The sequence below is a fragment of the Mesorhizobium sp. P2_A12 genome (assembly GCF_056405075.1).
On record NZ_JBFUCU010000001.1, the window covers coordinates 169215 to 184360 of the forward strand.

A 15146-nucleotide genomic window follows, 5' to 3' on the forward strand; every position below is an offset into this window, starting at 1 on the left:
GGCATGCGATTCTGGCGCCATGATTCGGGAGATCGAGACCGTGACGCTGTTTCGCATGGCTGCATTTGCTGCCTTGGTCTTCACCACCTCGGCCGAGGCTGCCGAGATGGCCTTTTTCGTCAAGAACCTGCGCAAGGAAGCGGTTGCGGTCGAGCTGTTCAGCCGCGACCGCGAAACGGTCTGGCCGGGCAACGGTCAGGTGTTCCTGATCGATCCGGCCTCGCAGAAATCGGTGCCGCTCTCCTGCAATCAGGGCGAACACATCTGCTACGGCGCCTGGGTCAACGGCAACGACAGCATCTCCGCCGGCGTCGGGCCGGATAACGACCAGCCCTGCGACACCTGCTGCTTCATCTGCGTGGAACACACGACAGAGACGATCGACCTGGTGCCCTAAGGTGTCGATATTCAGGTGATGCCGGCCTGCAAATGGCGGGTTCCTGCGCTTCCGGTGCTCACGTACTTTAAGTACGCTCCGCTCCGGTTCTCGGAACCCACCATTTTCGGCTCGGCCTGACCTGAATCTCAACACACCTCAATGCATGTCTTCCAAAGCATGCCCTCGCGCTTGACCCGGGGATGCTCGGCGGTTTTGAGAGGACGACATGCGTAAAAACAAAGGCCTGGGGCAGTCGGACCCAAATTTAGTCAGGGATCGATTCAGCCGACCCACTTCCGCGATTCAATGCAGCGTGCGATGGTCGCCCCGCGGCCGGGTAGGCCGTGTCTTTCCAGGGGGTTACCATGTTTCATGCCTATGCGCGCCGCACGCTGGCCGCGCTGTCTCTCGCCATGCTGGTCGTGCCGTCGGCACATGCCGGCGACGTTACCTTTGCCATCAAGAACAGCCACCCCAATGCCATGCGCCTCGAGCTTTACAGCCAGGACCGCGACTATGTCTGGCCGGGCAACAACCAGGATTTCTACCTCAATGACGGCGAGACCAAGTCTTTGCCGATAACCTGCAACGAAGGGGAATCGATCTGTTACGGCGCCTGGGTCGATGGTGACGAGGAGACCTATTGGGGCGTCGGCCCCGGCAACAAGGAAAAATGCGAGGACTGTTGCTATACCTGCAGCGGCGGCGAGACCGAGGAAATCGATCTGGTCCCCTGACCGGTTTGCCAGCTTGACGGTTTTCCTGCTGGAGCCGTACAGCAATTCCAGGAAAAGTGTGAAGCGGTTCCGACGGGAATTGCGTTAGAACATAGCCTGGACAAATACCCAAAGCGCGCCGCGTCTGTCCGTCTGGATGTGACGCGCTTCAGGCAACAGGAGCGTAGCCATGGCCGGTATGGTCGAAAGCGACAAGATCGACGTCGGGTTCTCGGGCAAGCGCTGCATTCATTCGCGCAACTGCGTGCTCGGCGACCCGCATGTCTTCGTGCCCAACGCGCCGGGGCAGTGGATCCATCCCGAGGCGGCCAGCGTCGAGAAGATCGTCGCCATCGCCGAAAGCTGCCCCTCCGGCGCCATCACCTACATCAGGAAGGATGGCGGCCCGCAGGAACAGCCACCGGTGGTCAACACCGTGCGCCTGCGGGAAAACGGTCCGCTGGCCGTGCATGCCGAGATCGTGCTCGACGGTGAGACGTTTTATCGCGCTACGCTCTGCCGCTGTGGCGCTTCGGAAAACAAGCCGTTCTGCGACGGCAGCCACAACAAATCAGGGTTCACCGCCACCGGCGAGCCGCCGCTGAAGGACACGCCGGCGCTGGAAATGCGGGACGGTCCGCTCAACGTCACCCCGACGAAAAACGGCCCGCTCAAGCTAGAGGGCAATCTCGAGATCGTCACCGGCACCGGCCACACGGTGGATCGCACGCAACGCACCTTCCTCTGCCGTTGCGGCCACTCGGCCAACAAGCCGTTTTGCGATGGGACACACAAGAAGGTTGGGTTTGTGGGCTAAGGTGTCGAGATTTCAGGTGAGGCCGGCCTGCAAACGGCGGCTTCCGCTTCCTGTGCTCACGTACTTTAAGTACGCTCCGCTCCGGTTCTCGGAAGCCACCATTTCCGGCTGGCCTGACCTGAATCTCGACACCTTAGCGGAGCTGCCAATCCCCCTTGTGGCGAGAGATGGAACTCCTACGTGGCCCAGCGCTCGCGGCTTTATCGGCCGCTCCGTATCGGCTAAGGGCAGGGACAAACAATTTCGCCAGCCGGACCGCCATCAGAAATGACCGCCAAGACCAAGCCAAAGCCGCTGTTCCTCGGGATCGACACCGGCGGTACCTACACCGATGCCGTGCTGTGGTCTGAAACGGAAGGCAAGCAAGAGGGGCCGAACAAGGGCAAGGTGCTGGCCAAGGCCAAGGCGCTGACCACGCGGCATGACCTGGCCGTCGGAATTTCCGGCGCGGTCGACGCGGTGCTGCAGAAGGCGGGCACCGATCCGGCCGCCATCAAGCTGGTCTCAATGTCGACGACGCTTGCCACCAACGCGCTGGTCGAGGGCCAGGGCGGCCGCGTGGCGCTGGTGATGATCGGCTTCTCCGAAGCTGACCTCGCTCGCGATGGGCTGAAGGCCGCGCTCGGGACCGACGCGGTGGTGTTCTGCCCCGGCGGCCATGACGTGCATGGCAACGCCGCCAAGCTCGACCTGTCCGGACTGGAGGCAGCGCTGCCGGAACTCGGCGCGTCGGTCTCCGGCTTTGCCGTCTGCGCCTATTTTGCCACTCGCAATCCGGCGCACGAGATCGCCACTCGCGAGCTGATCCGCGAAAAGACCGGCCTGCCGGTCACATCAAGCCATGAACTGTCGGCCAAGCTTGGCGGTCCGCGCCGCGCGCTGACCACTCTGCTCAACGCCCGGCTGATCTCGATGATCGACCGGCTGGTGGCGGCAACCGAAGGCTTTCTCGAACAGCGCAACATCGCCGCACCCCTGATGGTGGTGCGCGGCGACGGTGCGCTCGTGTCGGCGGCGTTTGCCCGCCAGCGGCCGATCGAGACCATCCTGTCCGGCCCCGCCGCCAGCCTGGTCGGCGCCCGTCACATGACCGGGCTCGACAATGCCATGGTCTCCGACATCGGCGGCACCACCACCGACGTCGCCGTGCTCGACAAGGGCCGGCCGCGCCTCGATCCGGAAGGCGCCACCGTCGGCGGCTTCCGCACCATGGTCGAGGCGGTGGCCATGCGCACCTTCGGCCTTGGCGGCGATTCCGAAGTGGCGCTGGAGGATGGCGCACTCAACCCGAAAATCCTGCTCGGACCGCGCCGCCTGGTGCCCTTGGCGCTGGCGGGGATGGCCCACGGCGCCGCCGTCACGGCGGAACTCGAACGGCAATTGCGGGCGCCCAATCCTGGTCGCATGGACGGCCGCTTTGCGGTGCGCACCGGCGTGCCGGATCGGCTTGCCGCTGGACTGACCGGCGCCGAAGCGCGGCTCTACGAGGCGATCGGGGCCGTGCCGCTCGCCGTAGACAGGCTTTTGACCTCTAACGCGCAGAACGCGACCTTGAACCGGCTGGTGTCGCGCGGGCTGGTGCATGTCGCCGGCTTCACGCCGTCGGACGCCGCCCATGTGCTGGGCAAGCAGGCGAACTGGGATCCGGTCGGCGCTCGCCTCGGCGCTGAGCTGTTCGCGCGCAAGCGTGACGGCCGCGGCCAGCCCATCGCCGTGTCGCCGGAGGTGATCTCGGAGCGCGTCCTGGTGACGCTGACGCGCTGGTCGGCGGAATACATCCTCGAAACCGCCTTTGCCGAGGACGGCCTTGATGGCGCGTCGACGGTGGCGCATGCGCTGGTGCAGCGCGCCGTCGACTCGCACCCCGGCATCGCCCGGCTGAGCGTCGCGCTCGACCGCCCGGTCATCGGCCTCGGCGCTTCCGCACCCCTGCACTATGCCGGCCTGCCGCCGCTGATCGGCAATGAATGCGTGGTGCCGGAGGATACCGACGTCGCCAACGCGCTCGGCGCCGTCGTCGGCCAGGTCAGGGTTTCTGCCGAGGCGCGGGTCAGCCAGCCCAAGGAAGGCCTGTTTCGACTTGCCTCGGGTGAAACCGTGAGCGATTTCCTCGACGAAGCGGCGGCCATCGCGGCGGCCGAGGCCGATGTCCGCGCCATCGTCGCCCAGCGCGCCAGGGATGCCGGCACCGACAGTGCCGAAATCGAGGTCGCGACCGAATTCCGCGTCTCGACCGTCGAAGCCCAGCGCATGTTCATCGAGGCGCATGTGGTGGCGGTGGCCTCGGGAAGGCCAAGGATTGCTGTTTAGCCCCTTCTCCCCGTTCACGGGGAGAAGGTCCCGGCAGGGGGATGAGGGGCAGCGCCGACGATCGAAAGAGTGGCGCCATCTTTGTAGATCCTAGCGCCGCCCCTCATCTGGCTGCCGCCATCTTCTCCCCGTGAACGGGACAAGGACGCTCTCATCGCCGGTTTCGGCGACCTTGCCTAAAAGTTCCCTTCACCTTAAGCCGAATTGACCCTGCAAACCTGACATGCCAAACGCCCGACCGAGCCTTTCGTCTGGAGACCAGCTTATGACCGATCGTATCGAGATCGCCGGATTGCGGATTGCCCGCGAGCTGCATGATTTTGTGGCTGGCGAGGCGTTGCCCGGCACCGGCGTCGAAGCGGCCGATTTCTGGAACGGCTTCTCGGTCATCGTCCGTGACCTCGGCACCAAGAACCGGGCGCTGCTGGCAAAACGCGACGCTATCCAGGAGAAGCTCGACGGCTGGTATCGCGACCATGGCGCGCCCATCGACATGGAGGCCTACAAGATCTTCCTGAAGGAGATCGGCTATCTCGTCCCCGAGGGGCCGGCCTTCAGCGTGTCCACCGACAATGTCGACCCGGAAATTGCAGTCGTTGCCGGCCCGCAGCTGGTCGTGCCGGTGATGAATGCCCGCTACGCGCTCAACGCCGCCAATGCGCGCTGGGGTTCGCTCTACGATGCGCTCTATGGCACCGACGCCATTCCCGAAACCGACGGCGCCGGGAAAGGCAAGACCTTCAATCCGGCGCGCGGCGCCAAGGTCGTTGCCTGGACGAAAAATTTTCTCGATGAAGCTGCCCCGCTCACCTCTGGCAAATGGGCCGGGGTGAACGGCCTGTCGCTGGCGCAAGGGGCGTTGCGGCTGAGCGCCGGCGCCGGCTCGACCACGCTGGCCAACCCCACGCAATTCGTCGGTTATTGCGGCGATGCCGCCAATCCGGATGCCGTGCTGCTGGTCAGGAACGGCCTGCACATCGAGATCGTGATCGACCGCGGCAACCAGATCGGCAGGACCGATCCGGCGGGGATCGCCGATGTCATCCTGGAATCGGCGCTGACCACCATCCAGGACTGCGAGGACTCGGTCGCGGCGGTGGATGCGCAGGACAAGGTCGTCGTCTACCGCAACTGGCTCGGCCTGATGAAGGGCGATCTGGCGGAGGAGATCACCAAGGGCGGCAAGAGTTTTGTCCGCAACCTCAACCCCGACCGCACCTACACCGCGCCCGCCGGCGGCACGCTGACCGTGCCAGGCCGCTCGCTGATGCTGGTCCGCAATGTCGGCCACCTGATGACCAATCCGGCGATCCTTGATCGCGACGGCAACGAGGTGCCGGAAGGCATCATGGATGCGGCGATGACGGCGCTGATCGCGCTGCACGATGTCGGGCGGAACGGACGGCGCGCCAACTCCCGCGCCGGCTCGATGTATGTCGTGAAGCCCAAGATGCACGGGCCGGAGGAAGTCGCCTTCGCCGTCGAGATCTTCGACCGCGTCGAGGCACTGCTCGGCATGGCCAGAAATACCATCAAGATGGGCATCATGGACGAGGAGCGGCGCACCACCGTCAACCTCAAGGAAGCGATCCGCGCGGCACAAGAACGCGTGGTGTTCATCAACACGGGCTTCCTCGACCGCACCGGCGACGAGATCCACACCTCGATGGAAGCCGGCCCGATGATCCGCAAGGGCGACATGAAGCAGGCCGCCTGGATTTCTGCCTACGAGGCCTGGAATGTCGACACCGGGCTCGAATGCGGGCTGGCCGACCATGCCCAGATCGGCAAGGGCATGTGGGCGATGCCGGATTTGATGGCGGCGATGCTGGAGCAGAAGATCGCGCATCCCAGGGCCGGCGCCAACACCGCCTGGGTGCCGTCGCCGACGGCGGCGACGCTGCATGCCACGCACTACCACAAGGTCGATGTCCACGCCGTGCAGGCGGCGCTGAAGAACCGGCCCAAGGCCAAGCTCGACGATATCCTGTCGGTGCCGGTCGCGGTGCGCCCGAACTGGACTCCCGACGAGATCCAGCGCGAGCTCGACAACAACGCGCAGGGCATCCTGGGCTATGTCGTGCGCTGGATCGATCAGGGCGTCGGCTGTTCGAAAGTGCCAGATATCAACGATGTCGGCCTGATGGAGGATCGCGCAACGCTGCGCATCTCCTCGCAGCACATCGCCAACTGGCTGCACCACGACGTCTGCTCGCGCATCCAGGTGATGGATTCCCTGCGGCGCATGGCGGCCATCGTCGACCTGCAGAATGTCGGCGACCCGCTCTACCGCCCGATGGCCGCCGACTTCGACAACTCGATCGCCTTCAAGGCCGCCTGCGACCTGGTGTTCAAGGGCCGCATCCAGCCCAATGGCTACACCGAGCCGGTGCTTCACGCGCGGCGGCTGGAGCTGAAGGCGCGCGCCTCGGTCTGAGCCGAAGATTCATGGAGCCAAGGGCAAGGTGCCGCCGCTTGCGTTTCCAGCCCTTGAAGGGCAGGGGGCGTCACGCCGCCTGCGCCACGCGCTCCGAACTCATGCGGTAGGAAATCGCTTCGGCCAGGTGGATGCGGCCGACCGTTTCGCTGGCGTCGAGATCGGCCAGTGTGCGCGCCACTTTCAGCACGCGATGATAGGCCCGCGCTGAAAAGGCGAGCTTTTCGCTGGCGTCCTTAAGCAGCGACAGGCCGGCGGCATCCGGCATGGCGATCTCCTCGATGACCGCCGGCGCGCAATGCGCGTTGGTGGTGGAGCCGACTCCGAGCCGCTCGAAACGCTCGCGCTGGATTGTGCGGGCGCGCGCCACCCGCAGCGCCACCGAGGCACTTTTCTCCGCCCGGTCGGGCCGGATCAGGTCACTGGCCGAGACCGCCGGTACCTCGATCCTGAGATCGATGCGGTCGAGCAGCGGGCCTGAGATGCGCGCCTGATAATCGGTGCGGCAGCGCTCGCCGCGCAGGCAGCGATAGCCCGGCTCGCCGGCCATGCCGCAGCGGCACGGGTTCATCGCCGCGACCAGCTGGATGCGCGCCGGATAGGTGACGCGATGGTTGGCGCGTGCGATCATGCAGTCGCCGGTCTCCAGCGGCTGGCGCAGTGCATCGAGCGTCTGCGGCGTGAATTCGGGAAACTCGTCGAGGAACAGCACGCCGTGATGGGCGAGCGACACTTCGCCCGGCCGGGCGCGGATGCCGCCGCCGACCATCGCCGCCATCGAGGCCGAATGGTGCGGCGCGCGGAACGGCCGCCGGTCGGTCAGTTTGCCTTCGCCGAGTTCGCCGGCCACCGAGGCGATCATCGACACTTCGAGCAATTCCTTCGGCGCCAGCGGCGGCAGAATCGACGGCAGCCGCTGCGCCAGCATCGACTTGCCCGATCCCGGCGGCCCGATCATCAAAAGGTTGTGCCCACCGGCGGCCGCCACTTCCAGCGCCCGCTTGGCGGTCTCCTGGCCCTTGATATCGGCGAGGTCGGGCAGGTCGCGCGCCGCAGCGTGGATGCCGGCCTCCGGTCGCGACAGCACCTGCGTGCCGCGAAAATGATTGGCGATCGCAATCAGGCTGCGCGGCGCCAGAATGTCGAAATCCTTGCCGGCCCAGGCTGCTTCCGGGCCGCAGGCGAACGGGCAGATCAGGCCCTTGCCCTCGGCGTTGGCGCCGATTGCCGCCGGCAAGGCGCCGGCGACTGCGGCAATTGTGCCGTCGAGCGACAATTCGCCAAGCACGACATAGCCGGCAAGCATGTCGCCCGGAATGGCGCCCAATGCCGCCATCAGGCCAAGCGCGATCGGCAGATCGTAATGGCTGCCCTCCTTGGGCAGGTCGGCCGGGGCCAGATTGACGGTGACCTTCTTCGACGGCATCGACAGGCCGGAGGCATGCAGTGCCGCCTGCACCCGCTCGCGGCTTTCGGCCACCGCCTTGTCGGCCAGGCCGACGATATGCATGTTGACCTTGCCGGGCGAGATCATCACCTGCACGTCGACCGGCACGGCCTCGATGCCCTGGAAAGCGACCGTGCGAACCCGCGCCACCATTTTATGCCCCCGGATAGTGGTTCGCTTATGCCTTGGCGATCAGGGCGCGAGCGAGATCGGAGAAGACAACCACAGATTTCGGAGTTAGGCAAGAACATTACAAGAACATGCGGTTGCCTCACGTAAGCTGAAGAATTCACCGGCAAGGACGCGCCGTTCATGAGTCGGCTTCGATCGGAAGCTTGGGCGATTAGCTGTCGCGCAACCAATGGGAAACAGCAAGGTCAGTGGTTGGGAAGAAAGCCCATGGCCAGTGTCGATCCGCAGCGGGCTGATATGCCCGACTGATCAAATCAGGAACATTGCAGGAATACCCAGCCCCGCCGGTCGCGGCCGGGTTGTGCCCGGTTGAAAAAACGGAACATGGTTAAGACAAAATGAAAACGGTCTATTTCCGCTTGTCCTCGACCGCGTCCCAGAACAGGCTGGCGATGTCGGAGCCGCCAAAGCGCCTGACTTCGCGCACGCCGGTTGGCGACGTTACGTTGATCTCGGTCATGTAGTCGCCGATGACATCGATGCCGACCAGGATGAAGCCGCGCGCTTTCAGCGCAGGGCCGATGCGGGCGCAGATTTCGCGCTCGCGCGTCGTCAACTCGGTCTTTTCGGCACGGCCGCCGACATGCATGTTGGAGCGGGAATCGTGCTCGGCCGGCACCCGGTTGATGGCGCCGACCGGCTCGCCATCGATCAGGATGATGCGCTTGTCGCCCTTGCGCACATCCTTCAAATAGCGCTGCACGATATAGGGCTCGCGGAACATCTGGCCGAACATTTCGAGCAGCGAGGCAAGGTTGCGGTCGGCCTCCAGCATGTGGAAGATGCCGGCGCCGCCATTGCCGTAGAGCGGCTTGATGATGATGTCGCCGAACTCCTTGCGGAAGGCGGCGACTTCGAGCGGATCCTTGGTGATCAGCGTGTCCGGCATCAGGTCGGAAAACTCGGTGACGAAGATCTTTTCCGGGCTGTTGCGCACCCAGGCCGGGTCGTTGACCACCAGCGTCTTCGGGTGGATGCGTTCGAGGATATGCGTGGTGGTGATGTAGTTCATGTCGAAGGGCGGGTCCTGGCGCAGCAGGACGACATCCATTTCCTCCAGATCGGTGCGCACCCTCTCGCCCAGCGAATAATGGTTGCCCTTCTCGTCGCGCACCTGCATCTCCTCGATGCGGGCAAACACCTTGCCCTCGCGCAGCGATAGCCGGTCGGGCGTGTAGTGGAACAGCTGATGGCCGCGCCGCTGCGCCTCCAGCGATAGCGCGAAGGACGTGTCGCCGGCGATCGACACGGTGGAGATGTGGTCCATCTGGACGGCGATTTTCAGCTTCATGGCAGGTCTCCGGCGGCTCGGATGGGCGACTGTCTTGCCTGTACAGGCTCACTGCCCGTCTGCCAATCGCGACATATTGAAGATTGGCATCAGACAACCGCGAGCCCGCCCTGCCGACCGATTGGAGACAAGGCGAGGCTGCGCGTCATCGCTTTCTTAAGCCTTGCCGTGCAACGGTAAGTCCGATTACGCCCGGCCGAACTGACGCGCGCCGGGCACTCGATGGAACAACGACCAATGAACGCCGTCACCGCCATCCGCGCCACCGCAACCAAACAGCTCGAACTCACCATCCTCATGCCGTGCCTCAACGAGGCCGAGACGCTCGCCGCATGCATCGGCAAGGCGAAAACCTTCCTCGACAAGGCGGGCATCTCCGGCGAGGTGCTGATCGCGGACAATGGCAGCACCGACGGATCGCTGGCGATTGCAGCGGCGGGAGGCGCCCGTGTCGTCCCGGTGGCCCAAAAAGGCTATGGCGCGGCCCTTTTGGGCGGCATCGCGGCTGCCAAGGGCCGCTTCATCATCATGGGCGATGCCGACGACAGCTATGATTTCGGCGCGCTGGAAGCCTTCGTCGCGCGGCTGCGCGACGGCGCCGACCTGGTCATGGGCAATCGCTTCCAGGGCGGCATCGAGGCCGGCGCCATGCCGCCGCTGCACCGCTACCTCGGCAATCCGGTGCTCAGCTTTGTCGGCCGCCTGTTCTTCCGCATCAAGACCGGTGATTTCCACTGCGGCCTGCGCGGCTTCAATGCCGACAGCATCAGGAAGCTCGACCTGCAGACCACCGGCATGGAATTCGCCAGCGAGATGGTGGTGCGCGGCGCCCTAGCCGGCCTGCGCATCGAGGAAGTGCCGACCACGCTCAAGCCCGACGGCCGCAGCCGGCCGCCGCATCTGAGAACCTGGCGCGATGGCTGGCGACACCTGAAGTTCCTGCTGGTCTACAACCCGCGCTGGATGTTCTTCATCCCGGGCACGGTGCTCGGCGGCCTTGGCATACTGTTCGCGGCGCTGCTGGTGTTCGGGCCGCTGCGCGTGATCGACAATCTGTCACTCGACCTCAACACCTTCGTCGCCGCCTGTTTCATGGTCGTCACCGGCGTCCAGCTCATCACTTTCGGCGCCATTTCGCGATACTATGCCGAGATAACCGGTATCCTGCCGCCAAGCCGCCGTTCAGACTGGCTGACCAGAACCATCAGCACCGATCGTCTCGCCGCCAATGCTGGCATCTGCTTTGCCGGCGGCGTCTTGTTCTTCGGCTACGCCGTGGCGCGCTGGGCGCATCTCGGCTTCGGCCCGCTGAACGATTCCGAAATCCCGCGCATCGTCGTGCTGGGCCTGAGCCTGATCGTCATTTCCTTCCAGGTCTTCTTCTCGGCTTTTCTGCTCGGTGTCCTGGAAATACCGGTCAAGCGGCTGAAGTCTGGGCGGACCGGTCAATCGGGTGAACTGCCGGCCAATGAGTTGCCGGCCAGTGAATCGCCGGCTAACCAACTGCCGGCGCGCGACGCATGAGCGAAGCATTGCCGGTCTTTGTCCGGACGCGCCTGTTCCGGTTCCTGACGGTCGGCGTCGGCGCCGCATTGCTGCTGTTCCTCCTCTCGTGGCTCCTGGTGTCGCTGGGCTTTTCGCCCTTCATAGGCAGTGTCGTCGCCTATGCGATCACTTTCGTTGTCGCCTATAGCGCGCAGCGCGGCTGGACATTCGGCGGCCAGCACGATCATGCCAGCGCCATGCCGCGCTATCTCGCGCTGCAGGTGGGATGCGCGCTGTTTTCGGGCCTGGTGTCGCATCTGGCGGTCACCCGTTTCGGCATGTCGGCGCTTGCCATGTCGGCGCTGATGACGGTTGCCGCAAGCACGGTGAGCTACGTTTTGTCGTCGCTGTGGGTGTTTCCCGCGCGCGACTGATGCATGGCGCCCAAAAGCGGCGCAAATCGCGCCGCTTTACGCTTTGTGAAGCGGCGGGCGCTAGCGTGCGCCGACAGACACAGGCTGAAAGCCCACTCCATGACCACCGCTCATACCGCGATGCTTTCCAAAGACGGGGCACGCGCCTCCTGGCGAGCGGACCTCATGCTGGCGCTGCTTGCCACGCTCGGCTTCCTTGTCGTCAACGCCTGCGCCGGATTCCCGGCGCTGACCAATGCCGGCGGCGACAATGACAATCTGCTGCGGCTGGTCGAGGTGCGCGACCTCTTGGCCGGCCAGGGCTGGTTCGACCTGCATCAATACCGCATGGGCCTCGAAGGCGGCTTCGTCATGCATTGGTCGCGGCTGGTCGATGCGCCGATCGCCGCCATCGTGCTCGCCGCATCGAGCCTGACCGGCAACACCACGCTTGCCGAGAACGTCGCGCAGGTGGCGTGGCCGGCTCTGCTCTTCGGCCTGACCATGGTCTTCATCATTCGCGCCGCGCGCGGCTTTGCCGGCGATGGCGCGGTGCTGCCCGCCGTCATCGTCGGCGCGGCAGCACTGTATTTCATCGGCATCTTCGAGCCCGGCGCGCTCGATCATCACAATGTCCAGCTGATGCTGACCGTCGCCAGCCTGAATTTCCTGCTCGAAGCGCGTATGCGCCGGCCGGCGGCGTTCCTTGCCGGCCTGTGCGCCGCGCTGACGCTGGCCGTCGGCATGGAAACCGCCCCCTACGTCGCTGCCATCGGCATCTGCGTGGCGATCCTGTTTGCCTTTGACGCATCGGGCGAAAGGCTGATCGCCAGGGATTTCGGCCTTGGCTTTGCCGGCGTCGCAGCGCTTGTCTTTGTCGCCACCATCCCGCTGTCGGCCTGGGGCCAGGCGCAATGCGATGCCTTCTCGACGATGCAGTTCGTCGTCGCTGCCCTTGCTGGAACCGGCCTTGCGGCGATCGCCTCGATCGAAGCGGCCGGGCGCTCGCGCGGGCAGCGTCTGCTGTCGGTTGGCGTGCTTGCGCTCGTGCTCGGCGCGGTCCTCCTTTTGCTGTACCCGCAATGCCTGGCCTCTCCCTATGCCGGGCTCGATCCGCGCCTGAAGACGCTATGGCTCGATCATATCGACGAGGCGCAGTCGCTGTTCCAGCTCACCGCCCACAATCCCGCCGAGCTGGCGGCGCGATATGCCACGCCGCTGGTGGCGCTCGTGCTGATGGCGTTGCGCCTGCGCCGAGGCGGCTGGCGGCGCCAGGACAGTCTTGTCGCCATGCTGCTGGTCGTGGCGTTCCTGGTCAGTGTCTGGCAAGTGCGCGGCTCGACATTCTCCATCGCCTTCGCGGTGATCCCATTGTCGGCCTGGATCGCCAAATGGCGGCGGCGGGCCGAAACAAACCCGTCGCGCGGCTCGGTGCTGCGAATGGCGGCGGCGTGGCTGATCTCGGTGAACTCGATCTGGTCGGGCGCCGCCCAGGCGGCGTCGGCGGCGCTCGCCACCGGTGTAAAAATCACCAGCGACGCCAGTGTCGGCGCGAGCGTCGACCCGTCCTGCCAGGCCAAGGCCACTTTCGCCACACTCGGCAGGCTGCCCGATACCACCGTGCTTGCCGTCTCCAATATCGGATCGCCGATCCTGGTGTACTCCGGGCATCGCGTGTTCGCCGGGCCCTACCACCGCAACGTCGCGGGAGACCTGCTTGCACTCGACGCTTTCCTCGGCACAGATGCGCAGGCCAGGTCGATCGTCGGCGATCATCACGTCGGCCTTGTCGCGCTGTGCCGCGGCAACTCGGAAAGCCAGCTTCTGGCCACCACCGCGCCGGACGGTTTTCTTGCCGGGCTGATGCGCGGCAACGTGCCGGAATGGCTGGAGCCGATCGCGGACACGAAGGGCGCCTCGCTCGAACTCTACCGTGTCCGGCCCAGGGGCTGAAGGTGGCCTGAAACAAGGGCTGGACGCACCTCGCACCTCCGTACACGACGCGCTTTACCCGCGAATAATCGATTTGGCGATACCTTTCCTAAAGGGTTTGCTGCCAGTCTGAAGCTAAATTCCGAAGTCACAAAACAGGGACACCGATGCAAACTTCGTTTGGCACCGGTCAGGCAAACAGGGAGAGCACGGATCTGGCGTTTACCGATCCGTTGACCGGGCTTGGCAACCATCGCCGCTTCTTCGACAAGGTCGATCGCCTGATCAGCGACCGAGCCGACGACCCGGCGCCGTTTACCGTCGGCATTCTCGACCTCGACGGCTTCAAGCCGATCAACGACCTGTTCGGCCACAAGGCCGGTGACGATATCCTGATCCAGGTCGCGATGCGGCTGCGCGCCTCGATGGACGGCCATTCCACCGTCTGCCGCATCGGCGCCGACGAATTCGCCTATCTCTACCCGATGGTGTTCAGCGAGGAGGCGGCGGCCGAGAAATCCCGCATGCTGATCGAGATTCTTTCGGCGCCCTATGATGTCGGCGAACGCACCGCCAGGCTTTCGGCCTCGGTCGGCTGTTCGCTGTTCTATTCGGGCGACGAGACCACCGAGATCCTCATCAACAAGGCAGAGACGGCGCTCTACCACGCCAAGCGCTCCGGCCGTGGCCGCGTCGTCGTCTACACCCGCGAAATGGAAGAGGCGGCCAAGCGCGTCACCCGCATCGAACAGGCGCTGCGCCGCGCCGTCTCGGCCGGCGAGGTGGAGCCGCATTTCCAGCCCATCGTCGACCTCAGCACGCGCCGCACCATCGGTTTCGAGACGCTGGCGCGCTGGACCGATCGCGACCTCGGCTCGGTGCCGCCAACGGTGTTCATTCCCATTGCCGAGGAGCGTGGCATCATCGGCCCGCTGTCGCAGCTGGTGCTGCGCAAGGCGACCGAAGCGGCCAGGAGCTGGCCGAAGGAATTGTTCCTGTCGTTCAACCTGTCGCCCTCGCAGCTCGTCGACCAGAACACCGGCCTGCACATACTGGCCATCCTTGAGCGCACCGGCTTCGATCCGCGCCGGCTGGAGATCGAGATCACCGAGACCGGCCTGATGAACGATCCTGCCTCGGCCGAGAAGATCGTCGAGGATCTGCGCCGCGTCGGCATCCGCGTTTCGCTCGACGATTTCGGCACTGGCCAGTCCTCGCTCGGCCGCTTGCGCGAATTCCATTTCGACAAGCTCAAGATCGACCGCGCCTTCGTCTCCTCCATTCTCGACGACCGCCCGTCCGAACACATCATCCGCGCCATTCTTGCCATGTGCGAGGGGCTCGGCATGGATGTGGTCGCCGAAGGCATCGAAGAGGAGGCGCAGGCCGACCGCCTGGTCCAGTTCGGCTGTGCCGGCGGGCAGGGCTATCTGTTCGGCAAACCGGTCGACGCCGATGCCACGCTCGGCTACCTCCGCGATTCCTTCCGCGGCGCTTTGCACGCCAAGGCGGTCTGACCGGCGATCTCGAAGCGGTCCGCGATCCCGATGATGCCGCCGTGCACGTCCAGTGCGGCGCATTGTCGTTTTGTCTGACATAAGCCAGCAAATCCGCCTTTTCGCCCTTGCCCGCACGACGTGTCTGGCTAGGATGCGCGCCGGCCTGACTACAGCGCCGCGCGTCCTTCAGGACGCGCAAAGGACGCTGTAGCACTTTGTATTTGCGCA

At 64.9% G+C, this 15146-nt stretch carries 11 protein-coding genes; 9 read left to right on the top strand and 2 right to left on the bottom strand.

Annotated elements, in window-relative coordinates; translation table 11 throughout:
- The first annotated feature begins 19 nt into the window (after positions 1 to 19).
- From AC1DZU_RS00810 to AC1DZU_RS00830, 5 genes are all read left to right on the top strand, one after another.
- Positions 20 to 397: a hypothetical protein gene (locus AC1DZU_RS00810; protein WP_477280850.1), complete on the top strand. Its 378-nt coding sequence runs from the start codon at positions 20 to 22 to the stop codon at positions 395 to 397.
- Between the two features lie 347 nt (positions 398 to 744).
- Positions 745 to 1116 carry a hypothetical protein gene (locus AC1DZU_RS00815; RefSeq protein ID WP_477280852.1) on the top strand — a complete coding sequence of 124 codons (372 nt, stop codon included), beginning with the start codon at positions 745 to 747 and terminating at the stop codon, positions 1114 to 1116.
- Between the two features lie 169 nt (positions 1117 to 1285).
- A complete protein-coding gene (locus AC1DZU_RS00820) occupies positions 1286 to 1912 on the top strand; it encodes a CDGSH iron-sulfur domain-containing protein (protein ID WP_477280854.1) in 627 nt (208 codons plus the stop codon).
- A gap of 267 nt (positions 1913 to 2179) precedes the next feature.
- Positions 2180 to 4222, top strand: a complete 2043-nt coding sequence (locus tag AC1DZU_RS00825) for a hydantoinase/oxoprolinase N-terminal domain-containing protein (protein ID WP_477280856.1) — start codon at positions 2180 to 2182, stop codon at positions 4220 to 4222.
- A 265-nt stretch (positions 4223 to 4487) separates the two neighbouring features.
- The gene (locus AC1DZU_RS00830) at positions 4488 to 6659 is read left to right on the top strand and encodes a malate synthase G (RefSeq protein ID WP_477280858.1); all 2172 of its coding nucleotides are present in this window, start codon (positions 4488 to 4490) and stop codon (positions 6657 to 6659) included.
- Positions 6660 to 6729: 70 nt separating this feature from the next.
- On the opposite strand, the gene AC1DZU_RS00835 is transcribed toward AC1DZU_RS00830, so the two are convergent.
- On the bottom strand, positions 6730 to 8259 hold the full coding sequence (locus tag AC1DZU_RS00835; RefSeq protein WP_477280860.1) for a YifB family Mg chelatase-like AAA ATPase: 1530 nt from the start codon (positions 8257 to 8259) through the stop codon (positions 6730 to 6732).
- Positions 8260 to 8647: 388 nt separating this feature from the next.
- Complete coding sequence (gene gshB, locus AC1DZU_RS00840) at positions 8648 to 9589, bottom strand: glutathione synthase (RefSeq protein WP_477280862.1); 942 nt, start codon at positions 9587 to 9589, stop codon at positions 8648 to 8650.
- Positions 9590 to 9826: 237 nt separating this feature from the next.
- Between gshB and AC1DZU_RS00845 the strand changes: the two genes are divergently transcribed.
- The 4 genes from AC1DZU_RS00845 (at position 9827) to AC1DZU_RS00860 (ending at position 14936) form a co-directional block, all read left to right on the top strand.
- Positions 9827 to 11113 (top strand): glycosyltransferase family 2 protein, encoded by a 1287-nt coding sequence (locus AC1DZU_RS00845; protein ID WP_477280864.1) that lies wholly within the window; start codon positions 9827 to 9829, stop codon positions 11111 to 11113.
- Positions 11110 to 11508 (top strand): GtrA family protein, encoded by a 399-nt coding sequence (locus AC1DZU_RS00850; protein WP_477280865.1) that lies wholly within the window; start codon positions 11110 to 11112, stop codon positions 11506 to 11508. The genes AC1DZU_RS00845 and AC1DZU_RS00850 overlap by 4 nt, the downstream gene beginning before the upstream one ends.
- A gap of 99 nt (positions 11509 to 11607) precedes the next feature.
- Complete coding sequence (locus tag AC1DZU_RS00855; protein WP_477280867.1) at positions 11608 to 13440, top strand: TgpA N-terminal domain-containing protein; 1833 nt, start codon at positions 11608 to 11610, stop codon at positions 13438 to 13440.
- A gap of 146 nt (positions 13441 to 13586) precedes the next feature.
- Positions 13587 to 14936: a putative bifunctional diguanylate cyclase/phosphodiesterase gene (locus tag AC1DZU_RS00860; RefSeq protein WP_477280869.1), complete on the top strand. Its 1350-nt coding sequence runs from the start codon at positions 13587 to 13589 to the stop codon at positions 14934 to 14936.
- Positions 14937 to 15146 lie beyond the last annotated feature (210 nt).

Excerpts from the sequence above, each read along its gene's own strand:
- AC1DZU_RS00850 (WP_477280865.1), top strand. The coding sequence starts at position 11,110 with ATGAGCGAAGCATTGCCGGTCTTTGTCCGGACGCGCCTGTTCCGGTTC.
- AC1DZU_RS00825 (WP_477280856.1), top strand. The coding sequence starts at position 2,180 with ATGACCGCCAAGACCAAGCCAAAGCCGCTGTTCCTCGGGATCGACACC.
- AC1DZU_RS00845 (WP_477280864.1), top strand. The coding sequence starts at position 9,827 with ATGAACGCCGTCACCGCCATCCGCGCCACCGCAACCAAACAGCTCGAA.
- AC1DZU_RS00835 (WP_477280860.1), bottom strand. The coding sequence starts at position 8,259 with ATGGTGGCGCGGGTTCGCACGGTCGCTTTCCAGGGCATCGAGGCCGTG.
- AC1DZU_RS00855 (WP_477280867.1), top strand. The coding sequence starts at position 11,608 with ATGACCACCGCTCATACCGCGATGCTTTCCAAAGACGGGGCACGCGCC.
- gshB (WP_477280862.1), bottom strand. The coding sequence starts at position 9,589 with ATGAAGCTGAAAATCGCCGTCCAGATGGACCACATCTCCACCGTGTCG.
- AC1DZU_RS00815 (WP_477280852.1), top strand. The coding sequence starts at position 745 with ATGTTTCATGCCTATGCGCGCCGCACGCTGGCCGCGCTGTCTCTCGCC.
- AC1DZU_RS00830 (WP_477280858.1), top strand. The coding sequence starts at position 4,488 with ATGACCGATCGTATCGAGATCGCCGGATTGCGGATTGCCCGCGAGCTG.
- AC1DZU_RS00810 (WP_477280850.1), top strand. The coding sequence starts at position 20 with ATGATTCGGGAGATCGAGACCGTGACGCTGTTTCGCATGGCTGCATTT.
- AC1DZU_RS00860 (WP_477280869.1), top strand. The coding sequence starts at position 13,587 with ATGCAAACTTCGTTTGGCACCGGTCAGGCAAACAGGGAGAGCACGGAT.
- AC1DZU_RS00820 (WP_477280854.1), top strand. The coding sequence starts at position 1,286 with ATGGCCGGTATGGTCGAAAGCGACAAGATCGACGTCGGGTTCTCGGGC.